Genomic DNA, 24,059 nt, shown 5'->3' on the forward strand with positions numbered 1-24,059 from the left:
GAAAAGGGTACCGTGTGGCAGATATGCTGCGAATGGCCGACATTCCACTCGGTTACGAGCACGCCATGCGAGACGTAATTGAACGCCACCAGGTCTGGGCCTACCTCATCGCTGTTGTTTTCGGACTGTCTGTGGATTGGACATCGTCCCTCGGTGACAGTGTGCCGGATTACTTAATCTGGGGGTTGCTCGGAGTTCTGCTCTACGCCACATTTACTCAAACACCGTTGACCCACCTGTCTGATATGTTCCGGGACCGTCGGTTCATGGGTGCCTTGCTCACCGGAAATTTTCTGGTCATGCCGGCGATCACTGCCTTGCTGATATTGGCGCTGCCGGACAATGACGCGCTGAAGTTGGGAGTGCTTCTGGTATTGCTGATGCCCTGTACCGACTGGTTTGTCACCTTCACTCACCTAGGCAAGGGGGACAGCACCCGAGCCATTGCGGCAACACCGGTTCTGCTGATTGCTCAACTGGGTCTTCTTCCACTTTACCTCTGGCTTTTCATGGGTAATCAGTTCGACGTGAATCTTGAGCTTGGGCGGCACCTCCTGCCGGCCTTTGGCGGGCTGATTATTGTCCCGCTTATCCTGGCATTTCTGACTGAAAAATGGGCCGAAAACTCCAGAAAAGCCATCGGGTTCATTCGCTTCATGGGTCTGATGCCGGTCCCTCTGCTGACAGTCGTACTGTTCATCATCTCAATGACACAGGTCAGCCAGATCGACAGTACCGGCTCACTTATCTGGCCCTTGATGATTCTGTTTCCGGCCTATCTTCTAGCTGCGGCTCTGGTTGGAAAGGCTCTGCGCCGGGTCTTTCGATTACCGGTAGAAACCGGTCGCACCGTCATCTTCAGCCTAGGAACACGCAACTCCTTCGTGGTTTTACCTTTGGCACTGTCAATGCCAGAGGCCTGGGCTGTGGCCGTCGTGGTGATTGTCGTCCAGTCTTTGTTGGAACTGTTTGGAATGATGCTTTATCTGCGGTGGGTGCCTAGTCGGCTGCTACCGGACACCTGAATAATCTGAAACCCGTAAACTCATTTAAAATAGGAAAATCTCCCGTGCAAACCCGAACCCTGGTCATCAGTCTCCTTCTTTTTTGTCTGGTTGTCTTTGCTGGTGCTTTTGTTATTTACGATCGCTCCCAGGGCACTAATGAACCCGCCGTTGTTGAAAAAACGCCACTGGTGAGGGATTACTCTCCCGTTATTGGCCCTGAGGACGCGCCGGTAACCATTGTCGAGTTCTTCGACCCATCCTGCGAAGGTTGTCGCGCCATGAATCCCTATGTGAAACAGATTCAGGCTGCCTACCCGGACAACGTGCGTCTGGTACTGCGCTACGTATTGTTTCACAAAGGCTCGGAAGAGGCCGTCAGAATCCTGGAAACCGCCCGTGAACAGGGGGTCTATGAGCCGGTACTGGACGCTGTTATGGAAGCACAACCGAAATGGCACGATGATCCAAAGGTCGCCGCAGCATGGGATGCGGCGGAGTCAGCCGGACTTGATGTCGAAGCCGCTCGGGCCGGTATGAACTCACCCGAGATTGACGGCATTATTCAACAGGATGCTGCGGACGTTAAGGCGGTTGGAATTTCCGGAACCCCAACATTCTACGTTAACGGAGACACCTTGAGCCGCCTGGGGCCTCAGGAACTGTACGACCTGGTGACATCCAAGGTAGGGTCACTGAAATAACAACAAAACAACCGGCAACGCTATGTCACTGCTTGACTACCTTTTACCCTACGATTTCTCGCCGCTGACCATACTCAGCTACATGCTCGTGATGGGATTCTATGGCGTCGGGCTAATTCGGATGCCGGAACAGGACCGGCCAGGCTCACTGCGGATCTTTGCGTTCACCCTGGGGGTACTGATCTGTTATGCGGTGATGCAGACCCGCTTCGATTACTACGCACAATACATGTTCTTCGTCCATCGGGGCCAGCACCTGATTCTTCATCACATCGGGCCTATCCTGATCGCGCTTTCCAATCCCTTGCCAGTCATGCGGTTCTGGTTTGAAAAAATCAGCCCAGGCTGGAGGCGCACGCTCCGGCCTCTGAGTTGGGTTTATCAAGTCCTGCAACAACCCTTCATCGCCCTATTCCTGTTTGTCGGGCTCATTTATTTCTGGCTGTGGCCATCAATCCATTTCGACGCCATGCTCAGTCGAGATCTGTACTGGGTCATGAACTGGAGCATGTTACTGGATGGCCTGCTGTTCTGGTGGTTGATCTTCGACCCGCGACCGCCTGCGATCACCTCATCGTTGGGGTATGGCAGACGCATGTTGGTTCTGGCTGCCGCAGGTGTGCTTCAGATGTTTCTTGGGGCGTGGATCGTGTTCTCACGTGACATGGTCTATGACGTTTACGAAGTCTGTGGCAGGGCCTGGCCGCTGGACCCGGAAGTCGACCAGCTTCTGGGCGGCATGCTGACCTATATTCCTCCAGCCATGATGAGCATCCTTGGTATTCTTCTGATGCTCCGGCGAGCCATGCATCAGGACGGAAAATATACCAACCAATCCAAACAACTTGAGGAAACAGCGTCATGAGAACTCGCTTCTGGCGACAGCGCACCAAAATCATATCGGCGACCTTAACGCTGATAGCATCCCTATTGCTGACTGGTTGCTTTGGCAATGACGAGGAAGACTGGAACGGTAAAAACATCAGTGGCTTGATGCCTGAGCTGGAATTCGACCTGATCAATAGCCAGGGCAAGTCTGTATCTGGCGATGATTACAGTGGCCGCGTGAGAATGCTGTTTTTCGGGTTCACCTCGTGCCCCGATGTTTGCCCGACCGCCCTGCAAAAACTCAATCAGGCAACCAGTGGCCTGGACCCCGCGCTTCAGGATGAAGTACTCACTTTGTTCGTGAGTGTCGATCCGAAACGTGACACGCCTGAGCGTCTCGCAAAATACGTGGATTTCTTCGGCGACAATATTGTAGGACTCACTGGAAAAGAACCCCAGCTTCGTGAACTGGCAAAACGATATAGAACAACCTTCGGTTATGACGAACCTGCCGCTGATGGAAATTATGCGGTGTCACACAGCAGCGCGATTTATGTATTTGATCGCGAAGGTAACCCCCGCCTCTTAATGCGGCCCGATCTGAGTAGAGAAGAAATTCGGCATGACCTCGTTGCTCTTATTCAGGAGGATGCCTGACTGAATAGACTGTCCCAACTCGAATTGAGACAGTCCTGGTTGGCGGGCACATACAAAGTGGTTAAGCAGAGCCGGAGAGTGTCTCGATAATTCGGCAGTCCATAATAACTCCGCCGTCACAACACGCACTCAGTCTTTCCAACTCGTGTTCCATTGCATGTAGATCTTTCAGTCGAGAGCGCACTTGAACCAGTTGTTGTTCAACTTTGGCGTCCACACCCGCACAGGACTCCTGCTGACGATCCGCCAGTGAAAGCAGTTCACGAATATCGTCAAGGCTAAATCCGAGCCCGCGGCTTCGTCGAATAAACAGCAGCCGCGAATGATCCTCTTCGGAGTAGAGACGATAGCCCGACTCCGAGCGGGTCGCTTTCGGCAACAGTCCAATTTTTTCGTAATAACGGATGGTCACGGGCTTAACGCCCGTATCATCAGCTAGCCGACCGACCGTGTTCCTTTTTTCGCTCATCGCTATTGACCTTATAGTTACTATAACCACCAGTGTATCGATGTATTGCACGTTTTAGGAGGGTTCGTCGTGGACAGCTGCTGTGAAAACAAGGCCGGTGAACTGGCACAATTGCGAGCGAGCCAAAGCCGGGTGCTTTACATTGCGCTTGCCATCAACGCAGTGATGTTTGTGGTGGAATTCAGCGCCGGCTGGATTGCAAGCTCTACCGCGTTGCTGGGCGATTCGCTGGATATGTTTGGCGACGCGTCTGTCTATGCACTGACACTGTTCGTGCTGGACCGAAGCCGTCGCGCGCGTGCCGGAGCGGCTTTGTTCAAAGGCGGCTTTATGCTGTTGTTCGGGCTTGTTGTTGTCGCCGATGCCATCCGCAAGCTGGTGATACAGGAAGTGCCCGCCGCCGAGTGGATGGGCGCTGTCGGCGCTCTTGCCCTGTTTGCAAACGGCGTTTGTTTTGTGTTGCTCTACCGTCATCGTGCGGACGATCTCAATATGCGTTCCACCTGGATGTGTTCCAGGAACGATCTGTTCGCCAATAGCAGTGTAATCATTGCGGCAGGATTGGTCGCCCTCACCAATACCCTCTGGCCGGACATCATTGTGGGCCTCGCCATTGCTGCGCTATTCCTGCACTCCGCTTGGCAGGTCATCCGTGAGGGTATGGAGGAATGGCGTGCCGGTGGGGCTGAAACCGCCGATAAATCGAGCAAAGATGAAGGCGATACCGCTGGAAACAGCTGCTGCTCTTCTTCGCAAAGCACTTGTGCCAATGAATCCAGAGAGCCATCCCGGTGACCACCAATAACCGGGTGATTCCATGGGGGCTGCTGCTGTCAGCCTGGCTACTGGCGGCGGGGTCCTCGCTTTCAGCCATCTACATCGGGGAAGTTCTCGGGCAGGCTCCGTGCGTTCTGTGCTGGTTTCAGCGCGCCTTCATGTTTCCGTTGGCGGTGATTCTCGCAGTCGCCTGCTACTACTCGGATTTTAACGTTTGGCGCTACGCTATGCCGCTGTCTGTCATTGGCTCCCTGTTCGCTCTAGCCCACTCACTGCTTTATGTGGGGCTCATTCCACAACCCATTCAGCCCTGCACGGCCACTGGCCCGTCCTGCTCGGGTGACGGAATGACGATATTTGGTGGGCTGCCGCTTCCGTTTCTATCGCTGGCCATTTTTGTTGCCATCATCATTCTGCTCTTGCTTATCCGTCGGAGAGTTCATACATGAATCGTCGTGCCATCTTTGTTGTCGTGTGTCTCGTGCTGATCGCAGCCTTTTCAGCCGCCGTCCTATTCAAGCCACAGCCCCAGCAGCCTCAAAAAACGGCCACCACCGGCGAAAAGTCTGTTGCCGCTGCCGAACCGATCGCGAACCAACAAGCATTGGTACGCTTCCATTCGCCCACATTCGGGCCTGCCGACGCACCGGTGATCATCGTTGAGTTTTTCGACCCCTCCTGCGAAGCCTGCCGGGCGTTCTACCCGATCGTGAAACAGATACTTGCTGAGTATCCAGGCCAGGTGCGGCTTGTTTTGCGGTACACAATGTTCCATCAGGGTTCCGAGGAAGTCTCCAGAATTCTGGAAGCAGCTCGCCTGCAAGATGTCTATGAACCGGTGCTGGAAGCTGTGTTGGAGGTGCAGCCGGCCTGGCACGACGACCCGAAGGTTGCCAAGGCATGGGGAGCGGCCGAGGCAGCCGGTCTGGACCTGTCCCAAGCCCGTGAGGATATGCAATCCGAACGGATAAGCGCCATCCTTGATCAGGACATGCAGGACGTCAAAACCATCGGTGTTCGGGGCACCCCGACTTTTTTCGTGAATGGCCGCCAACTCACGGAGTTTGGTCCCAAACCGCTACTTCGTCTTGTTCAGGAGTCGCTCCCAGACGCACAGAAATAGTCGACCGGTGTCGAACAAAACACGGATGGGCTTGATGCCCTCCACCGTCAACTGAACTCAGAAAATTGAGGACTCACGGAAATGCCAGATCTTGCGACATGGGGAATGCTGGCTGCTTTTTTTGGCGGCCTGGTGTCATTTTTCTCACCCTGCACTCTGCCGCTGGTTCCGGGGTATCTATCGGTCGTTACGGGCGGCACTGTCACAGACCGTTCGAGTCGACTGCAATCTCTGTGGCTCAGTATCTGTTTTGTCCTTGGGTTCAGTGTAGTGTTCATCGCTTTTGGTGCCAGCGCTAGTCTGCTCGGTCAGTGGCTGATGGCCTACCGGCAGGAAGCCAATCTGGTGGCGGGCATTCTGATTGTGCTGATGGGGCTATTTATGCTGGGCTGGTGGAGCATGCCCGCGTTACAGCGCGACTGGCGCTTTGGGCAAACCCTTGAGGGTGGACGGCCCACGGCAGCGTTCCTTCTCGGCTTGGCCTTTGCCGTCGGGTGGACACCGTGTATTGGCCCGATATTGGGCGCTATCCTGGCTCTCAGTTCCACCCATGCGAATGCTGAAACCGGCATGCTGTACCTGGCCGTTTATTCGCTGGGGTTGGCAATTCCATTTTTGGCAACGGCTTTATTTATTAAGCACTTTCGGGCGCGAGTGCGCTGGATGAGCCGCTGGAGTCAGTCACTGAGAATCCTGGCAGGGCTGGTTCTGGTTGTTATGGGGGTAATGGTGCTGACGGGACAGATGACCCGGTTTGCATCATGGATGTTATCCGCATTTCCGGTACTCGGAAGACTCGGTTGATCCCGGGCAAATCTTTGCCCACAACTTAGCTGGCCGATAAGGCAGGAGAACTGAGCAGTGAACAGTGAACTCAAGACGTTCTATCTGACAGAACCGGCAGCAGCCGCTGATGCTGACAATCAGGGCGATGTCGCTACAGCGTTCAGACATCTTGAACGGGCTCATATTCTGAGCCAGAAGTTCGCGTTAGCGCACACGACAACACATTTGCGCATGCTCCGGCTTGGCTGGCACGCGCGCGATGCTCGCGAGGTTCTCGGTCAGCTGGCTCGGGCCTTCGCTGCGTTGCTGGTTTCACGAATCCGGGTTCCTGTCGGCAATACGGGACTTGCCAACGTCAGCGCATTTGAACCGATGGCGGTGCCGGAAGACTTGGCGATTGTTCTGGGACACCAGAATCCTTCCAACACGTAATTGAAGGACACCACTTGATGATCAAACCCTGCTTCCAACACCACGCAAAGCGCTTTGCATCCATTGCAATGATGATGCTGGCAATCCTCCTTGTTGGCTGCATGGGCGATGATCCGCCGGATTGGCACGGGACAGAAATCAGCGGCGTGATGCCCAAGCTTGAATTCGATTTGATCGACAGTCAGGGAACACGGGTTTCAGGCGATGATTACAGTGGTCAGGTACGAATGCTGTTTTTCGGATTTACCTCTTGCCCTGATGTTTGCCCCACTGCTCTGCAAAAACTCAGCCAGGCCGTCAGCGGGCTGAGCACGGAAAATCAGGAGGAAGTACTTACGTTGTTCGTCAGTGTCGATCCTCAGCGCGACACACCCGAACGCCTGGCGGAGTACGTCAATTTTTTTGGTGACAAAATCATCGGGCTGACCGGCAACGCCTCTGACCTCCGCACGCTTACCCAGCGATACCGGTAGACGTTCGGGCATGAAGAACCGGACGCAGAAGGTGACTATGCCGTTACTCACAGCGGTGCAGTCTATGTGTTTGATCGTGATGGTAATCCTCGCCTGCTTATCCGGCCGGAAGATTTAAGCGCTCAATCCATTCGGCAGGACCTTGTTGGCCTGCTTGAAGAGGATTACTGAATGACTGGAGGCTCTGGAGGAAAGCTCTGACTCGAATGTTCGCTTTTGTTTAAAACCCAACACTAACCCTTGATGCTTAGCTTTTTGGTCCTACTGGGAGTCGCCAAACAACTCATACTGTATAGCTGCCGTGAACTGCTCGCACCTCTCTAATCTAATATCCTTTCTGGCGATGGCCCTGACCTCGTATCTGATTGATCCAAAGATGGCAATTTCGACCACAGTTACACCCGGAACCCGAAACTTATCATCAGTTGAACAGTTTGCTCGCGCGCATATACGAAACATCGTGCAACTCGCAATGCTATCAACTGCTGAATCCTCAGAGGTAAGTCGAGAGTTCGATAATCACTCCTTTTTTCCTCAGAGCTTGATAGGTCATTTCTGGATCCTCCCCTTGTACCAGTCGCAGATCATCCTCAACGTACACTGGGCTGGGCTTCTTAGATTTTCGGGGAGACGTCTTTTGAACCGGCATATCCACACTTCGCTCTTCCAAATTTTTGATATGGCCGACGAGCTCAAAAAGACTGTCGTTCGGGTTCTCTGCCAACGCTTGATCCGCAACACTGGGAGCAATGTCCTCTCCAATACCCATTTGGATAAGCAAAGAAATCAGCTGCTTGGATTTTGAGATGTCTGCTTGTTCAGCAGCCTCGCCATCGTTCGGTATATATGGCATCTCCGGTAAAGAAGTTTGCGCTGCCAATGATTCCCGGGGAATATCCAGATCCGCATACTGAAGGATTGTTTCTTCCCGTCCGCTTCTCAGTGCGGAAATCATGGGATGAATCATCGCGAGCTCTTCCTTATAGACCTTGGTTACCAGGGGCCTATCAATTGCATTACGATCAGCAACGACGGCTCGCGCCTGACTGAGATAAAAGAGGGCAACCGCAATGTGCGCAATTCCTTGCGTGTACTCCCAGAACAGATCCATTATTTCCTGGCTTAGGGGAGTTGGGTTCTCAAGCCACTGAAGTTTCCATAGCCGCTTAAAAAACTGCTCCCACTCCCCGTCGCCTCTATCGGCTCCTGCCCTTGCAAAACGGCCCCAATCCAGACTGCCAAATTGGGCTGCTCGCCGCGCGGATCGCATTGTGGGCTGGAAAAGCTCCAGAGCCTTCGGTGTTCCGATGAAAAGGACGGGGACTTTGATCACGTTCGTCAACGTCACAAAGAAGTTGATCATCTTGGCTGAGCCACCTGATCGAGACTTCTCCAGATGCTGAATCTCATCAATGACCAACAGTCCTATCGAATGCAGAGCTGACACGCGAGCAATGCTTCCGAGCATGGACTCGGCAGAGGATCGGCTTTTCACATAAAGGGCTTGGTAATCTGTCCCCAGGGCAAGATCTACAGCCCTGAAAAAGTTTGTGCAAAGGTTCTTTACCGAACCATCATGCGGACACTCCACTTTCAGCCAAACGAGCTGAGAGTGCTGGTATTCGGGATGGTAAATAGCCTGTGGATAGGTTTGTAAAATTGCTTCTACTGCCGTCGACTTGCCAGTGCCGGAACATCCAATAACCGAGCTCACAAGAGCCTCGTTGCCAGCGTTTCGAGCAATCGAGGAGAAGTCGGTGTGGTCAACGTCTTCAAGATTATGGTGGTAATCCGGTGTGGCAATGTTTCGGCTGAGGTACCCTCGGCGGAGCATACCCGAAATCATTTGCTCCAATTGAAGATGTGATTTGGTTGGATAAAGAAACTGATCCAGGATTCTCATCATTGCCTGGCGTCGAATATGAGATGGAAGAGACTTCTCCGATTCGTAGACTTTTGGGAATCGCCCCAACAACTTTGCCGCTGTTTGGGGCGAATTGATTGGAGGTAAGGCATTTATTAGGGGATGGCCCTGATATTCCCGGATTTCTGCCTCTTGGTATTGGGCGAGGGGCAATTTACTCATCGTCATCCTCCAAGAAGGCATCCATATCCGGGTAATCGAGACTGTCGTTTGATTCAGTGTTGTTGGAGCGGAACGGTACTATATCCGCTGGACGATCCCGAGTAGATTGCGTGTTGGATTTAATTCCGCTGCGGTTTCGTTCCAACTCTTTTTCATTGACGCGGTTTTGCCGTATCCCTTTAAGTCGGTTCGAGTTTGTAACAGTTGGTTTTTTAGCGTCTTTCCGTTTCTTCGCATTGGCGACGATCTCCTCAACGGCGGTGAGGGCATCGGGTTTATGATAATCCTCCTCTTGCTTGGCTGTAGCTTTGGTGCGGTTCATCTCTTTCTGAATTCCTGCTGCTTCGACGAAACTCATATCCTTGAAACGGCGGCTTCGGTCAGAAAGCTCGCACACCCAGTAGTTTTCGAATTGAGAATCAGGCCTCAGGTAAACGGTGTTAGTCCGTCGCGGGTCAAAAGCGATATATACTTTTGAGGGACGGTTTTGTCGGATTCGATCAAACCAGCCCGCAGACAGCGCTTCCTGACAGGTATACACGAGGCTTTTGAAGGTGATACCCACTTGGGATACCGTGCCAGTCTCGAAAGGTAAGAGGTTGATGCGGGCGAGATTTTCCTCGCAAGATCGGAGCATGCCGGTGCGATGCTGAATGCCCCAGTTCCAAAGCTCTCTTGGCACTGCCGGCAAATCTGTTGGCATATCCGGAGCAAAGTCATAGCCTTCGACAACGTGCTGAGTGTTGTAGATGATGACCAGATTGATCAGCAATTTCATGAATTCTGGTAGGTTCAACTCCGCATCCAGTTCATAACGCTTACCATTACGCTTTTTGCCATTTACCGGCTCGACCACACCGCCTACATAGGGACGGAATTTGCTCTGAATAGTGTTGAAAAACCGCTCGCAGATCGCCTTGTCATCACCTCGGTAGGCCCGTGAGTTACTGAGTTGAATGCCAAACCTGTTAACCAACACATCGGCTTGCTTGGATAAAAGCTCTCCTCGATCAGCCATGATACCGGCCGGAACACCAACACTAGGCCAATCTTCAGTCCTGATATTCACACCGTATTCGCGACAATAGGCTGTTTTATCGCTGAAGGCGTTTCCCAAAGCTATCATCGCCGCTGCCCAGGAAGGATCTTCAAGCCCCACATACATGCCCACTACCATTCTGCTGAACACATCTTTGACGAAATACATCACGGGACGGCCAATTATCGAGCTAGGATCGTTCTCAGCCACCAGATAAACATCACCAATGGTTGCATCAATCTCATACCGAGCCCCTGGTCCAAAATTAAGATTCGCAGAGGTACTGGTAAGCGCCCGTTTATCTTTCTGATAGATACGGCTTGGCGTTCGCTTCCTTATCACCTCGTTCTTACGATAATTGGTTTCATAGAAGTATCTGAACTGCCTCATCGTGGGCAGGCTTTTTTCAGTTGCAGAGGGGTATCGGGCTTTGAAGAGCCCCACTGCTTTGTCATATGCCGCGGTAAACGGCACCTTTTCATTGGTTAGGTAAAAGCCATCCAGTACCATTCGAAACAGCTCGGCTACTTCATCGGTTACAGGAACGCCTCTTCCCGGTGAGACTGTTCGTTTTGGACCAACCTTGTTTTCGACCTCTCGTCTGGGCTGCCCTTTGGCTCCACATTTGTAGTAATCCGGCGCCAGCGCATTGGGTGCCATTCCCCTTTGCCAGTAGCGGCGAAGCTGTCGAATAATATACAGTCGGGGTTTATCGGTGGACGCTAATAGCTCCTTAATTAGCCGATTTCGTTCCTTTTTGCTAAATAATGACAAGTAATGGTTCAGCAGTGGGCTGAGCGTGTTCCAGGCTTCGTCACGCCTTTGGGCGCCAACGCTACCTTCCTCCACGGTCGATAGTGGATAGGGGTCGGGAATGGTGGTATACCCAAGCGCCTCGAATTCTGGTTCTGATATAGGGAAGGGCCAAGCCTTTTCGCTATCCACATCAATCAACATCAAATCACTAAGGTGCTCCAGGACAACGCGGTAACGCTTGCCCGTCGCAGGATCTTTGAATACCCGATTAAGAAGCATGGTTCACCCCGCTCGCGAACGCTTCGCCTCTGAGGCTTAGATCGCCAAAAGTCCAGCTGTGAAATACCTTATTCAACGGACCCCTTATGAACCGGTGGGCGACTGCATGTCGAAGGAGTCCGAGATGAAATCCCGGTTCCAACTGGTATTGGTCGTCAAACTTCGCACAAAGCTTGGTGATTTTGGTCCGGGGATGCCTTTTCAAGCGGTGTAAAAGATCCTGCACATCTGAATCACCAAGTTGCTGATAGGCGGTCATGTCTGGGTTGAGATAGGGCTGGATCCACAGGAGATTCTCCCGCAGACCGTCAGATACCTCTTTTTCTGTGAAAATCCTCCATTCAACCCCACGCGCTTCCCAGTAGATTTTTTCAATTTGTAGTTTTTCTATAACTCTCGCCTTAGAGAGCTCTTCGGAAGACTTCACCGCAATCGCAAGCTGCTGCCTGGGCGACAGGTCAACCAACAGATCAGTGGATACAACTGTCAGTCCGCCATGGATCTGTGGATGCCTGATGCCTAATCGTGAGCAGATATCGAGAGTGTCGTTTATCGGGAGGGGGTATTGTTCCCGTATATCGATCGTTTGTTCGAATTGATCAAAGACCAAGAAGGCGAGAAGCTCGATACGAGACAGTAAGTGATGAACTCTTCCGACCGAAGCACTACGGATTCGCACGCTCTCACCTGAGCTGCTGATCTCGTGAACTTTGATGAACGGCTCGTAGTCTTTGCCTCTTCCCCGCCCCCGAGTTTTAAGTAACTTTTCGTGCTTCGGATTAATCGGTTTATCAGTGTCTGTCATAAAAAAAGCCCCCTGCTAATTTGAGAATAGCAGGGGGTCCTTTTTGATCAAACTTTAATGTAAATAGTCAAACTTTAATGTTATTTATCAAACTTTAATGTCCTCTGACATCAAGGCCTTGCTGGCCTGCGGGGCTATTCTACAGTGACGCTCTTGGCCAGGTTCCGCGGCTGGTCCACATCGGTACCCTTCAACACAGCCACATGGTAGGACAGCAGCTGCAGTGGCACGGTGTACACGATCGGCGCGGTAATCGGATGCACTGACGGAATCTGCATCACGTGCAGGCCCTCTTCCGCTTTGACGTCGGCCTTTTTATCAGCAAAGACAAACAGTTCACCGCCGCGGGCCCGGACCTCTTCCAGGTTGGATTTCAGCTTCTCAACCAGGTCATTGTTGGGAGCGACAGTGACCACTGGCATTTCGCTGTCGACCAGGGCCAGGGGGCCGTGCTTGAGCTCGCCGGCAGGATAGGCCTCGGCGTGGATGTAGGAGATTTCCTTGAGCTTGAGGGCACCTTCAAGAGCCACCGGGAACTGGGAACCGCGCCCCAGGAACAGGCTGTGGTTCTTATCCATGAATGCCTTGGACATCTCGGCGATCTCGCCATCCAGGGCCAGCACATCGCTGACTTGGCCAGGCACGAGGTGAAGAGCCTCGACGATTTCAGCTTCCTGCTCCTCGGGCAGCCCATTATGACGGGCCAGGGCCAGGGTAAAGATCAGCAAAGCCGTGAGCTGGGTGGTGAACGCCTTGGTAGAGGCCACGCCGATTTCCGGTCCCGCCTGGGTCATGATCACCAGGTCGGATTCGCGAACCAGGGAGCTGCCCGGCACGTTACAGATGGCCAATGCTGCCCGGAAACCTGCTTTTTTCGCCTGACGCAGGGCCGCCAGGGTATCGGCGGTTTCGCCGGACTGGGAAATACAGAGGAACAGGGTGTCCTGCTGGATCACGTGTTTGCGATAGCGGAATTCGGAAGCCACCTCCACGGAACAGGCAACGCCCGCCAGTTCCTCAATCCAGTAACGGGCCACCATACCGGCATGGTAACTGGTGCCGCAGGCAATGATCTGGACGTGGCGAACGTTCTCCAAGAGGTTGGCGGCCTCAGTACCCAAGGCCTGCTCCAGCACCCGCGTCTTGGTAACCCGACCTTCCATCGTGGCCTTGATCACTTTCGGCTGCTCGTAGATTTCCTTGAGCATGAAGTGACGGTACTCGCCCTTATCCGCCGAGTCGGTGCCGTGCTCAAAGCGGGTTACCTCCCGCTCGACGGGGCTGCCATCGCGATCGAGTATGGCAATGGCGTCCTTTCGGATATCGGCGATATCGCCTTCTTCCAGGAACATGAACCGGTCGGTCACTGGCAGCAGCGCCAGCTGGTCAGACGCGATGAAGTTTTCGCCAATACCCACACCAATGACCAGGGGGCTGCCCTCACGGCATACCACGAGGTGCTCCGGTTCGTCGGCGTGTACCACCGCCAGGGCATAGGCTCCACGCAAACGGGCGATCGCCGAACGCACGGAATCATGGAGATTACCCAGTGTGCGGTAGTGTTTCTCAATCAGGTGCGCGACGACTTCGGTATCGGTCTGGGACGTAAACTCGAAACCGTCAGCCCGCAATTCTTCACGCAGCTCCTGATAGTTTTCGATGATCCCGTTGTGGACAATAGCCAGCCGGTCGCCGGACATGTGCGGATGGGCGTTGATCTGAGAGGGCTCGCCATGGGTTGCCCAGCGGGTATGGGCAATGCCCAGGTGGCCCGCGAGAGGGTTTGCTTCCATGGCATCGCTGAGTGCGGCAACTTTACCCACTTCCCGAGCGCGCTGGACACTGTGGTCGCCACCGATTACAGCCATACCGGCCGAATCATATCCCCGGTATTCCAGACGGCGCAGACCCTCAAGAAGGATACCCTGAACGTCCCTTTCCGAAACGGCGCCTACAATTCCACACATGCTGTTCTACCTGTCTGTTGATCGTTTGTATCAGTGTTTCTTCGGCTTTTCCCAACCGGCGATATTGCGCTGCCGGCCCCTTGCGACGGCCAGTTCGTGGTCGGCTACATCACGGGTGATGGTGGACCCGGCACCGATGGTGGCATCGGCCGCAACGGTAACCGGCGCAACCAGGGCTGTATTGGAGCCGACAAAGACCCCGTCGCCGAGCACCGTCCGGTACTTGTTCACACCATCATAATTACAGGTGATGGTTCCTGCACCCACATTCACATTACGGCCCAGTGAGGCATCACCCACATAGCTGAGATGGTTGATCTTGCTGCCCTCACCCACAATGGCCTTTTTGGTTTCCACGAAGTTGCCCACTTTGGTGTTGGCCGCCAGTTCCGTGCCCGGCCGGATACGTGCAAACGGCCCGATTTGGGCGCTGGCGCCAATTACGGCCCCTTCAATCACGCTGTTGGCCTTGATCTCCGCGCCATCTGCAATGGTGGCGTCCTTGATGACGCAACCGGGGCCAATGGATACATTACTGCCAAGGCTGACCTTGCCCTCGAATACCACGTTCACATCAATCCAGAGGTCATTGCCGATACTCAGCTCGCCACGGACATCTATCCGGGAGGGGTCCGCGAGTGTCGCTCCTTCTGTCATCAGCCGGTCAGCCTGCTGGCGCTGGAACCAGCGTTCCAGTTCAGCCAGTTGCAGGCGATTGTTGACTCCCTGGACTTCATAGGGATTCTCCGGCTGGGACACCGCAATACGGAGACCCTGTTCCACCGCCATGGCAATGATGTCGGTCAGATAATATTCGCCCTGGGCGTTGCTGTTGGAGAGCGTCGGCAACCAGGTTTTCAGGTGTTTCGCCGACACCGCCAGTATCCCGGTGTTCACTTCGCGGATCTGCTGCTGCTCGGGAGAGGCGTCTTTCTGCTCGACGATCGACTGCACGTCGCCATCAGCACTCCGGACAATCCGTCCGTATCCCTGGGGATTGTCCATGGTGACGGTCAACAAACCCAGGGTGTGGTCATCAAGTGTCCCAACCAATCCGTCGAGCGTCTCATGACGAGTCAGAGGCACATCGCCGTAAAGCACAAGAACACGGGCGTCATCGGGAAGATCCGGCAGGGCCTGAGCCACAGCATGGCCGGTACCCAACTGCTCACTCTGGGTGACCCAGTTTACCGAGGCCTCATCGGTGGTTTCCCGAACCTTGTCAGCACCATGACCTATGACCGTATGGATCCTCTCGGCGCCAAGCTGTTTGGCGGTGTCGATCACGTGATGAAGCATAGGGCGGCCGGCAATCGGATGCAGCACCTTTGGCAGTGCGGATTTCATTCTGGAACCCTGGCCAGCGGCCAGAATGACGACGTGTAGCGGGCTCATGGAAAAGTCAGGCTCCCGGAGTGTTTACTCTCTGAATGCTGAAAATAAAAAAACCGCACCCTTCAGGGCCGGACGGCCAACGCAACACGTTGGTCTTCCAGCCGCTCAGGATGCGGCTTCGGTGTTCGGCAAACCCGAAACGGAAATGCTTAGCGCATTTTGTTACGCAGCTGCTGGATGGTACGAAGCTGGGCAACAGCCTCGGCCAGCTCTGCAGCGGCACGGGAGTACTCGAATTCACCAGTCTTGTTGGCAAGTGCTTTCTCGGCTTCTTTCTGAGCTTCGAGCGCGGCTGCTTCGTCCACATCCTTTGCACGAACAGCGGTATCCGCCAACAAAGTCACCAGATTGGGCTGGACTTCCAGATACCCGCCGGACACGTAAAGAATTTCTTCCTCACCGCCCTGCTTGATAATCCGAATAGGGCCCGGCTTCAGCTGGGTCAGCAGTGGGGTGTGACCCGGGGCAATACCCAGGTCACCTTCAGAGCCCGCTGCGATCAGCATTTCCACCAATCCGGAATAGATCTTTGTTTCGGCACTTACCACATCACAATGCACGGTCATACCCATGTCAGTTGCCTCTTTGATCGATCCGGAAACAAATGCGTCGGCTCAGATTAGCTCTTTGCCTTGCTCTTCATTTCCTTCGCTTTCTCGACCGCTTCCTCAATGGTACCAACCATGTAGAACGCCTGCTCGGGCAGTTCATCATAGTCGCCATTCAGGATGCCCTTAAAGCTGCTGATGGTTTCCTTGAGGGAAACGTACTTACCGGGGGAACCGGTGAATACTTCAGCAACGTGGAACGGCTGGGACAGAAAACGCTCGATCTTACGGGCACGGGCTACAGTCAGCTTGTCTTCTTCTGACAGTTCATCCATACCCAGGATGGCGATGATGTCTTTCAGCTCCTTGTAGCGCTGCAGGTTGGTCTGCACGCCACGGGCCACTTCGTAATGCTCCTGACCGATGATCAGCGGATCCAGCTGACGAGAGGTGGAATCCAGCGGATCGATCGCCGGGTAGATACCCTTGGAAGCGATGTCACGGCTCAGTACAACGGTAGCATCCAGGTGCGAGAAGGTGGTTGCAGGCGACGGGTCAGTCAAGTCATCCGCCGGTACGTATACCGCCTGGATGGACGTGATGGAACCGTTCTTGGTGGAGGTAATACGCTCCTGCAGCTGACCCATCTCTTCAGCCAGAGTCGGCTGGTAACCTACCGCAGACGGCATACGGCCGAGCAGTGCGGATACTTCGGTACCTGCCAGGGTGTAACGGTAGATGTTGTCGACGAACAACAGTACGTCACGACCTTCGTCCCGGAACTTCTCGGCCATGGTGAGACCGGTCAGGGCCACACGCAGACGGTTTCCGGGGGGCTCATTCATCTGGCCGTAAACCATGGCAACCTTATCGAGAACGTTGGACTCCTTCATTTCGTAGTAGAAGTCGTTACCTTCCCGGGTCCGCTCACCAACACCTGCGAATACGGAGAGACCGGAGTGCTCTTTCGCGATGTTGTTGATCAGCTCCATCATGTTTACGGTTTTACCAACACCGGCACCACCGAACAGGCCAACCTTACCACCCTTGGCGAACGGGCAGATCAGGTCGATAACCTTGATGCCGGTTTCCAGCAGGTCCGCAGACGCTGCCTGATCGGCATAGCCCGGTGCCTTACGGTGAATCGCCCAACGCTCTTCTTCGCCGATCTCGCCGGCTTCGTCGATAGGACGACCCAGAACATCCATGATACGGCCCAGAGTCTGGGTACCAACCGGTACCGAAATCGGGTTGCCGGTGTTTTCTGCTTTCAGGCCACGCTTCAGGCCTTCGGTGCTGCCCATGGCGATGGTACGAACAATGCCGTCACCCAGCTGCTGCTGGACTTCCAGAGTTGTTTCGCCACCTTCAAGCAGCAGTGCGTCATATACTTTGGGTACGGAGTCACGTGGGAATTCCACGTCGATAACCGCGCCAATGATCTGAACGATTTGTCCGCTACTCATGCTCGGTTCCTCGTTATCTTGATAGTCAATAAAACCAGTTGGATTGTGGGTCGGATCAGACCGAAGCGGCGCCGCTCACAATCTCCGATATCTCTTGGGTAATGGCTGCCTGACGCGCCTTGTTATAAGCCAGCTGAAGCTCGTCGATAATGCTACCGGCGTTATCAGTTGCGCTCTTCATGGCGATCATCCGGGCTGCCTGTTCACATGCCAGATTTTCTACCACACCCTGGTACACCTGGGATTCAATAAAACGTGGCAGAAGGCCATCGAGGATCTGCCTGGCATCGGGCTCGTAGAGATAATCCCACTGGTTCTTGATCTCTTCTTCGTCTTCGCTCTCAGGCAGGGGCAGAAGCTGCTCGACCTTCGGGCTTTGGGTCATGGTGTTGACGAACTCGTTGCTGACCACATAAAGACGGTCGATCTTGCCTTCCGAGAACGCATCCAGCATAACCTTGACGTTGCCGATGAGTTTTTCAGAGCTCGGGCTGTCCCCCAGATGGGTCAGCGCCGCGACGACATTGCCGCCGTAGCTCCGGAAAAAGGAAGCCCCTTTCTGCCCGATGGCGCACAGATCGGTTTCCACTCCTTTTTCTTTCCACGCTTTCATTTCACGGACAAGCGCTTTGAACAGGTTGATGTTCAGACCACCACAGAGGCCACGATCAGTTGACACCACGATATAGCCCACGCGCTTTACCTCGCGCTCGACCATGAACGGGTGCTTGTACTGAGCATTCGCCTTGGCAATGTGCCCGATCACCTGACGCATCTTGTCGGCATACGGGCGAGTTGCCTGCATGCGTTCCTGAGCCTTACGCATTTTACTCGCAGCCACCATTTCCATGGCGCTGGTGATTTTCTGCGTGCTCTTGATGCTTGAAATCTGGTTACGTATTTCTTTGCCGACGGCCATAACTCACTGCCTTCTCAAGTTAGACACTCGTTGCTACGAAAAGCGGCCCGCGACAATTGCCGCAGGCCCGTTTTCTTACCAGCTCTGAGTGGTCTTGAATTTCTCAAGTGCAGCTTTGAGGCCGGCAGCGATTTCGTCGTTGTAATCGCCTTTCTCGTTGATCTTGTCGAGGAGGTCTTTCTGCTCGGAGCGCATCCAGTCGAGCATCTGCGCTTCAAACTTCACTACCTTGTCGACATCAACGTCGTCCAGGAAGCCTTCGTTGGCTGCGAACAGAACCGTACCCATTTCAGCCACAGACATCGGGCTGTACTGGTTCTGCTTCATGAGTTCCGTTACACGCTGACCGTGCTCAAGCTGCTGACGGGTTGCTTCGTCGAGGTCGGAAGCAAACTGTGCGAAAGCGGCCAGTTCACGATACTGGGCCAGAGCCAGACGGATGTTACCGCCGAGCTTCTTCATGATCTTGGTCTGGGCCGAACCACCTACCCGGGATACGGAGATACCGGCGTTCATCGCCGGACGGATACCGGAGTTAAACAGGTTGGTTTCCAGGAAGATCTGACCGTCGGTAATGGAGATTACGTTGGTCGGTACGAACGCGGATACGTCACCAGCCTGGGTTTCAATGATCGGCAGAGCGGTCAGGGAACCGGTCTGGCCTTTCACTTCACCGTTGGTCAGCTGCTCAACGTAATCAGCGTTAACACGGGACGCACGCTCCAGCAGACGGGAGTGCAGGTAGAATACGTCACCCGGGTATGCTTCACGGCCTGGCGGACGACGCAGCAGCAGGGAGATCTGGCGGTAAGCCACAGCCTGCTTGGACAGATCATCATAGATGATCAGGGCGTCTTCACCACGGTCACGGAAGTATTCACCCATGGAGGTACCGGAGTACGGAGCCAGGAACTGCATCGCTGCAGGATCGGCGGCACCGGCGGCAACCACGATGGTGTGATCCATGGCACCGTGCTCTTCCAGCTTGCGCACAACGGCGGCAATGGAAGACTGCTTCTGACCGACGGCAACGTAGATACACTTGATGCCGGTGTCTTTCTGGTTAATGATCGCGTCGATGGCGACAGCGGTCTTACCGATCTGACGGTCACCGATGATCAGCTCACGCTGGCCGCGACCGATCGGCACCATGGTGTCGATTGCCTTCAGACCAGTCTGAACCGGCTCATCAACGGACTGACGAGCGATAACACCCGGTGCAACCTTTTCGACCGGAGAGGTCAGGTCGGTACCGAGGTCGCCCTTGCCGTCGATGGGGTTACCCAGAGCGTCGACCACACGGCCCATCAGTTCCGGACCAACCGGTACTTCCAGGATGCGGCCGGTGCAACGAACTTTCTGGCCTTCAGCCAGATCTTCGTAGTCACCCAGCACAACCGCACCAACGGAATCACGCTCCAGGTTCAGAGCCATGCCGAACGTGCCGTTGGCAAATTCAATCATCTCGCCGTACATAACGTCGGCCAGACCGTGGATCAGCACGATACCGTCGGATACCGACAGGATCGTACCTTCGTTCTTTGCTTCGGAAGAGATGTCGAGTTTCTCGATTCTCTTCTTGATGATGTCACTGATCTCGGATGGATTCAGTTGCTGCATGCCAATATCCTCAAACCTTGTGCTGAAATCAGGAGCCCAGAGCGTCGGCCAGCTTGGTCAGCTTTCCGCGTACAGATGCGTCAATGACCAGATCGCCGGTGCGAATAATCACGCCGCCAATCAGAGACTTGTCCAATGACGCTGCGAGTGACACTTGCCGCTCGAGTTTCTTCGAAAGTGCCTGGGCGAGCTTCTGTTGCTGTTCGTCCGTCAGCTCGAAAGCCGCGGTAACTTCGATATCAACAGTGCGCTCCAGATCAGCCCGGTACGTGTTGAAGAGCGCTGCAATCTCAGGAAGAAGAGTCAGCCGGCGGTTTTCAGCCAGTACAGCGAAAAAGTTGCGGACCTGATCGGTGACGCCATCTTCAGCGACCTCCAGAATCAGTTCAGCCTTCTTCTGCTCTTCCAGACCCGGATTCGCGAGAAGCTGTCGAATGTCTTTGTTCGCGGTGACCTGCCCGGCGATCGTCAGCACCTTGGACCACTCAGCCAGCTGTTCATGCTCCTGAGCGGCACTAAATGCTGCCTTTGCGTAGGGACGGGCCAGCGTTCTCAGTTCTGCCATGATGAACCTCGTCGTTTAAAGTTCTGCCGCCAGTTTTTCCAACATCTCGTTGTGCTTGGAGGCATCGACAGAGGTTTCCAGGATCTTCTCGGCACCGGCAACGGCAATGCTGGCAATTTCTGCACGCAAAGCGTCACGAGCCTGATTCCGCTCCTGTTCAATTTCGGCCTTGGCCTGCTCAATCAGCTTCTGGCCTTCCTTGCGGGCGTCATCCTTGGATGCTTCCACAATCTGGGCCGCGCGCTTGTTGGCCTGTTCAATCAGACCAGCAGCTTGCTGCTTGGCTTCACGCAGTTCCTGAGCTGACTTTTCCTGAGCCAGTTCCAGATCGCGCGCAGCGCGGTCTGAGGCAGCCAGTCCGTCAGCGATCTTCTTTTGACGCTCCTGCAGTGCGGCCATGATTGGCGGCCACACGTACTTCATGCAGAAGACGACAAAGATAAAGAACGCGATGGCTTGACCAATCATCGTCAAATTAATGTTCACGTCTTCACCTCTCGCCTGTTTTGTTAAGAATCATCTGACCGGGGCAAAACCCCGGCTCTGGCGACTCGATTAACCGGCGATCTGGCCGACAAACGGGTTGGCGAAAGTGAAGAACAGTGCGATACCAACACCGATCATGGTTACGGCGTCCAGCAGACCTGCAACGATGAACATTTTAACCTGCAGCATCGGGGTCATTTCCGGCTGACGCGCAGCGCCTTCCAGGAACTTGCCACCGAGGATACCAAAGCCAATCGCAGTACCCAGGGCACCCAGGCCAATCAGCAGTGCAACGGCAATAGCGGTCATTCCAACTACAGTTTCCATGATAACTCCCAGTTTTCAGTTAGGTTTTTCAGTTTAAGGGTTTAGGGTTTAGAACTACGGCTTAATGGTGTCCGATCAGTGACTGTCTTCGTGAGCCATGCTCAGGTACACGATCGTCAACATCATAAAGATGAATGCCTGCAGGGTGATAACCAGAATGTGGAAAATCGCCCAGGGTACAGACAGTGCCCACTGTGCCCAGAACGGCAGCAGTGCAATCAGGATAAAGATCAGCTCGCCTGCGTACAGGTTACCGAACAGACGCAGCGCCAGTGAGATCGGCTTGGCGATCAGGCTCACGCCTTCCAGCAGGAAGTTGATCGGGACAAGCAAAATCTTCAGGAACAGGTTGTCTGAAGAGAAGGGGTGCAGGGTCAGCTCACCAACGAAGCCACCCACGCCCTTCACTTTCAGGCTGTAATAGATGATCAGAGCGAATACGGACAGGGACATACCCAGAGTTACGTTTACATCCGTAGTCGGAACGACCTTCATGTATTCCAGACCCATCAGGTGGAACAGCTGGGGCAGGAAGTCTACCGGCACCAGGTCCATCAGGTTCATCAGGAATACCCAGCAGAAGATGGTCAGCGATAGCGGCGCAATCACCTTGTTCTTGCCGTGGAAGGTTTCCTTGACGCTCTGATCGACAAACTCAACCATCACTTCAACAAAGTTCTGGAGCCCGCCGGGCTGGTCTGAGGTGGCGCGCTTGGCGGCCAAGCGGAAAATAAACAGGAACAGGGCACCGAGGGCGACTGCCCAGCCCAGTGAATCGATGTGCAGAGCCCAGAAGCCCATGTCGGATGCTTCCCTGCCGGTGTGAGCCAGCGTCCAGGTTGCATCTTGAAGTACGGTACCGTCGGCACGCTCATAGCCTGCCGGAAGTTTACCGTAGGTGAGGTTCTGGAGGTGATGCTGGATATATTCGGATGCACTTCCTGCCATAACGGTTTCCCAGGTCCAGTTAGCTTTGCTGCGTATTGCTGCCCGCCAGAAGCGGTGTCAACCAGTTGGTGACCAGCATGATCGCAAATGTTAAAAAAAGTGCCGCAATATCAAGCGGCTGAATCCATTTGAACACCATCGTGAAGAGGATGGCGCACAGGATGAGCTTGCCGGCCTCACCCTGATAAAAAGACGTCATGATCTTCTTGGCAGACCGCGCGCCGGCGTAGCGGAATGCCTTGAGCGCAAAATAACCATGGGGGATCAGAAAGATAAGTCCACCCAGCAGCGCTGAATAACCGGAAACCTCGCCTCGCAAGAGAAACGCCAGGCTGACGAAGACAAGTACCACACTCTCTATAACAAACCATCGTGCGATGGGTGGACGGCCAATGCCGCCTGAAGCTGCCTTCGTCATGTTCGTTCCGGAAGTACGGTGCTTTTCGGTCGATGTCGTTTAAAAAGTAAGCAAATACACCGACACGAGCGCCGCAGATTATATGTGTTCAATGTGCACGAATCAACAAAACCGGGAACCGGCTGATCCGTCAAAAGCGGCGTAATAACTGGGTTTTGGCAATTTTCGTCACAAATAGACGGCCGTTCAGTTTTTCACCACTACATGTTGTGTACGTAACCAGATACGAACTTTCGTAGGGGGGTCGGACGACCCACAAAACCCCGACGATTTTATTTGATGTGGCCCAGGATGCCGTCGAGTTCGTCGAGGGAACTGTACTCGATCACCAGCTTGCCTTTGCCACGCTGGCCATGATCGATGGACACTCGTGCACCCAATCGCTCCGCCAGGTCATCCTGGAGCGCGCGAATGTTGGGGTCCACCACTCCCTTTTTCCGGGATTTGCTGTCCGGTGTTTCCTGTTGCACCCGTCGTACGAGGGCTTCAGTCTGGCGAACCGACAGGGATTTGGCCACCACCTGTTTGGCCACCTGCATCTGCAGTTCCGGCGCCAGGGTCAGCATTGCCCGGCCATGGCCCATTTCCAGATCGCCATGCTCGAGCATAATACGAACGTCTTCGGACAAACCGATCAGTCGAAGCAGGTTGGTAATAGTCGTACGGGATTTGCCCACGGCTTCGGCCACCTGGGCCTGGGTCAGGCCAAACTCGTCCTGCAGGCGCTGAAGAGCGAAAGCTTCTTCAATGGGATTGAGGTTCTCACGCTGGATGTTCTCGATCAGCGCCATGGCGATGGCGGCTTCATCGGGGACATCCCGGATGATGGCAGGGATGCTGTCCAGGCCGGCCATCTGGGTGGCCCGCCAGCGGCGCTCACCGGCGATCAGCTCGTAACGGCCTTCAGCGATGGGACGAACCACCACCGGCTGCATCACGCCTTGTTGGCGGATGGAATCTGCCAGTTCCTGCAGGGCGGCGGGATCCATGTCGCGCCGGGGCTGGTACCGGCCGCGCTGGATCAGATCAATGGGAACTTCGCGGAGCTCACCGTCGTGGTCTTTCAGCTCCTGGTCAAGATTGACCTTGGAGCCCGCCAGCAGGGCGCCCAGTCCACGTTCACCCAAACCTCGTTTCTTCGCCGCCATGGTGTCAGTCATTCTTCCCGTTGAATATCGTTGT

The 24,059-nt window shown here is 54.4% G+C and carries 26 protein-coding genes; 10 read left to right on the plus strand and 16 right to left on the minus strand.

What is annotated here, in order from left to right:
- Positions 1-23: 23 nt before the first annotated feature.
- From ACP86_RS08915 to ACP86_RS08930, 4 genes are read left to right on the plus strand one after another with little or no spacing between them, the layout of a single operon-like run.
- The gene (locus tag ACP86_RS08915) at positions 24-1,025 is read left to right on the plus strand and encodes an arsenic resistance protein (RefSeq protein ID WP_206769037.1); all 1,002 of its coding nucleotides are present in this window, start codon (positions 24-26) and stop codon (positions 1,023-1,025) included.
- A gap of 44 nt (positions 1,026-1,069) precedes the next feature.
- The gene (locus ACP86_RS08920) at positions 1,070-1,708 is read left to right on the plus strand and encodes a DsbA family protein (protein ID WP_053113381.1); all 639 of its coding nucleotides are present in this window, start codon (positions 1,070-1,072) and stop codon (positions 1,706-1,708) included.
- Between the two features lie 22 nt (positions 1,709-1,730).
- Positions 1,731-2,573: a cytochrome c oxidase assembly protein gene (locus ACP86_RS08925; protein ID WP_053113382.1), complete on the plus strand. Its 843-nt coding sequence runs from the start codon at positions 1,731-1,733 to the stop codon at positions 2,571-2,573.
- Positions 2,570-3,193 carry an SCO family protein gene (locus ACP86_RS08930; protein WP_053113383.1) on the plus strand — a complete coding sequence of 208 codons (624 nt, stop codon included), beginning with the start codon at positions 2,570-2,572 and terminating at the stop codon, positions 3,191-3,193. Before ACP86_RS08925 ends, ACP86_RS08930 begins: the two co-directional genes overlap by 4 nt.
- Before the next feature lie 61 nt (positions 3,194-3,254).
- Here the strand turns inward: ACP86_RS08930 and ACP86_RS08935 are convergent, their stop codons facing one another.
- Entirely contained in the window at positions 3,255-3,662 is a 408-nt protein-coding gene (locus tag ACP86_RS08935; protein WP_008173636.1) for a MerR family transcriptional regulator, read from the minus strand.
- Between the two features lie 69 nt (positions 3,663-3,731).
- Between ACP86_RS08935 and ACP86_RS08940 the strand changes: the two genes are divergently transcribed.
- From ACP86_RS08940 to ACP86_RS08965, 6 genes are all read left to right on the plus strand, one after another.
- Positions 3,732-4,457, plus strand: coding sequence for a cation diffusion facilitator family transporter (locus tag ACP86_RS08940; RefSeq protein WP_008173639.1), 726 nt, complete (start codon positions 3,732-3,734; stop codon positions 4,455-4,457).
- A complete protein-coding gene (locus ACP86_RS08945; protein ID WP_008173641.1) occupies positions 4,454-4,888 on the plus strand; it encodes a disulfide bond formation protein B in 435 nt (144 codons plus the stop codon). The genes ACP86_RS08940 and ACP86_RS08945 overlap by 4 nt, the downstream gene beginning before the upstream one ends.
- Positions 4,885-5,562 carry a DsbA family protein gene (locus ACP86_RS08950; protein ID WP_008173644.1) on the plus strand — a complete coding sequence of 226 codons (678 nt, stop codon included), beginning with the start codon at positions 4,885-4,887 and terminating at the stop codon, positions 5,560-5,562. The genes ACP86_RS08945 and ACP86_RS08950 overlap by 4 nt, the downstream gene beginning before the upstream one ends.
- A gap of 81 nt (positions 5,563-5,643) precedes the next feature.
- Positions 5,644-6,366, plus strand: a complete 723-nt coding sequence (locus ACP86_RS08955; RefSeq protein ID WP_008173647.1) for a cytochrome c biogenesis CcdA family protein — start codon at positions 5,644-5,646, stop codon at positions 6,364-6,366.
- A 57-nt stretch (positions 6,367-6,423) separates the two neighbouring features.
- Positions 6,424-6,780, plus strand: coding sequence for a DUF3703 domain-containing protein (locus ACP86_RS08960; RefSeq protein ID WP_053113384.1), 357 nt, complete (start codon positions 6,424-6,426; stop codon positions 6,778-6,780).
- A gap of 17 nt (positions 6,781-6,797) precedes the next feature.
- Entirely contained in the window at positions 6,798-7,253 is a 456-nt protein-coding gene (locus tag ACP86_RS08965) for an SCO family protein (protein ID WP_227507855.1), read from the plus strand.
- A gap of 493 nt (positions 7,254-7,746) precedes the next feature.
- Here the strand turns inward: ACP86_RS08965 and ACP86_RS08970 are convergent, their stop codons facing one another.
- The 15 genes from ACP86_RS08970 to ACP86_RS09040 form a co-directional block, all read right to left on the minus strand.
- Positions 7,747-9,339, minus strand: a complete 1,593-nt coding sequence (locus ACP86_RS08970) for an ATP-binding protein (RefSeq protein WP_053113385.1) — start codon at positions 9,337-9,339, stop codon at positions 7,747-7,749.
- Positions 9,332-11,413: a Mu transposase C-terminal domain-containing protein gene (locus ACP86_RS08975; protein ID WP_053113386.1), complete on the minus strand. Its 2,082-nt coding sequence runs from the start codon at positions 11,411-11,413 to the stop codon at positions 9,332-9,334. The genes ACP86_RS08970 and ACP86_RS08975 overlap by 8 nt, the downstream gene beginning before the upstream one ends.
- Positions 11,403-12,218: a heteromeric transposase endonuclease subunit TnsA gene (locus ACP86_RS08980; RefSeq protein ID WP_053113387.1), complete on the minus strand. Its 816-nt coding sequence runs from the start codon at positions 12,216-12,218 to the stop codon at positions 11,403-11,405. The genes ACP86_RS08975 and ACP86_RS08980 overlap by 11 nt, the downstream gene beginning before the upstream one ends.
- Before the next feature lie 134 nt (positions 12,219-12,352).
- Complete coding sequence (gene glmS, locus ACP86_RS08985; RefSeq protein WP_008172600.1) at positions 12,353-14,185, minus strand: glutamine--fructose-6-phosphate transaminase (isomerizing); 1,833 nt, start codon at positions 14,183-14,185, stop codon at positions 12,353-12,355.
- A 30-nt stretch (positions 14,186-14,215) separates the two neighbouring features.
- Positions 14,216-15,580: a bifunctional UDP-N-acetylglucosamine diphosphorylase/glucosamine-1-phosphate N-acetyltransferase GlmU gene (gene glmU / locus ACP86_RS08990; protein WP_053113388.1), complete on the minus strand. Its 1,365-nt coding sequence runs from the start codon at positions 15,578-15,580 to the stop codon at positions 14,216-14,218.
- 149 nt (positions 15,581-15,729) lie between these two features.
- Positions 15,730-16,152: a F0F1 ATP synthase subunit epsilon gene (locus ACP86_RS08995; protein WP_008172596.1), complete on the minus strand. Its 423-nt coding sequence runs from the start codon at positions 16,150-16,152 to the stop codon at positions 15,730-15,732.
- Between the two features lie 47 nt (positions 16,153-16,199).
- Positions 16,200-17,594: a F0F1 ATP synthase subunit beta gene (gene atpD, locus ACP86_RS09000; RefSeq protein ID WP_008172594.1), complete on the minus strand. Its 1,395-nt coding sequence runs from the start codon at positions 17,592-17,594 to the stop codon at positions 16,200-16,202.
- A 55-nt stretch (positions 17,595-17,649) separates the two neighbouring features.
- A complete protein-coding gene (gene atpG, locus ACP86_RS09005) occupies positions 17,650-18,513 on the minus strand; it encodes a F0F1 ATP synthase subunit gamma (protein WP_008172593.1) in 864 nt (287 codons plus the stop codon).
- A gap of 75 nt (positions 18,514-18,588) precedes the next feature.
- On the minus strand, positions 18,589-20,133 hold the full coding sequence (atpA, locus tag ACP86_RS09010) for a F0F1 ATP synthase subunit alpha (RefSeq protein ID WP_008172590.1): 1,545 nt from the start codon (positions 20,131-20,133) through the stop codon (positions 18,589-18,591).
- Positions 20,134-20,161: 28 nt separating this feature from the next.
- Complete coding sequence (locus ACP86_RS09015; RefSeq protein WP_008172588.1) at positions 20,162-20,698, minus strand: F0F1 ATP synthase subunit delta; 537 nt, start codon at positions 20,696-20,698, stop codon at positions 20,162-20,164.
- Between the two features lie 15 nt (positions 20,699-20,713).
- Positions 20,714-21,184, minus strand: a complete 471-nt coding sequence (locus ACP86_RS09020) for a F0F1 ATP synthase subunit B (protein ID WP_008172587.1) — start codon at positions 21,182-21,184, stop codon at positions 20,714-20,716.
- A 69-nt stretch (positions 21,185-21,253) separates the two neighbouring features.
- Complete coding sequence (gene atpE / locus ACP86_RS09025; RefSeq protein WP_012138088.1) at positions 21,254-21,511, minus strand: F0F1 ATP synthase subunit C; 258 nt, start codon at positions 21,509-21,511, stop codon at positions 21,254-21,256.
- A 75-nt stretch (positions 21,512-21,586) separates the two neighbouring features.
- A complete protein-coding gene (atpB, locus tag ACP86_RS09030; protein WP_008172580.1) occupies positions 21,587-22,459 on the minus strand; it encodes a F0F1 ATP synthase subunit A in 873 nt (290 codons plus the stop codon).
- 19 nt (positions 22,460-22,478) lie between these two features.
- Entirely contained in the window at positions 22,479-22,877 is a 399-nt protein-coding gene (locus ACP86_RS09035) for a F0F1 ATP synthase subunit I (RefSeq protein ID WP_008172578.1), read from the minus strand.
- Between the two features lie 272 nt (positions 22,878-23,149).
- On the minus strand, positions 23,150-24,025 hold the full coding sequence (locus ACP86_RS09040; RefSeq protein WP_039881967.1) for a ParB/RepB/Spo0J family partition protein: 876 nt from the start codon (positions 24,023-24,025) through the stop codon (positions 23,150-23,152).
- Positions 24,026-24,059: the final 34 nt, after the last annotated feature.

Source organism: Marinobacter sp. CP1 (genome assembly GCF_001266795.1).
GTDB classification, from domain to species: Bacteria; Pseudomonadota; Gammaproteobacteria; order Pseudomonadales; family Oleiphilaceae; genus Marinobacter; species Marinobacter flavimaris.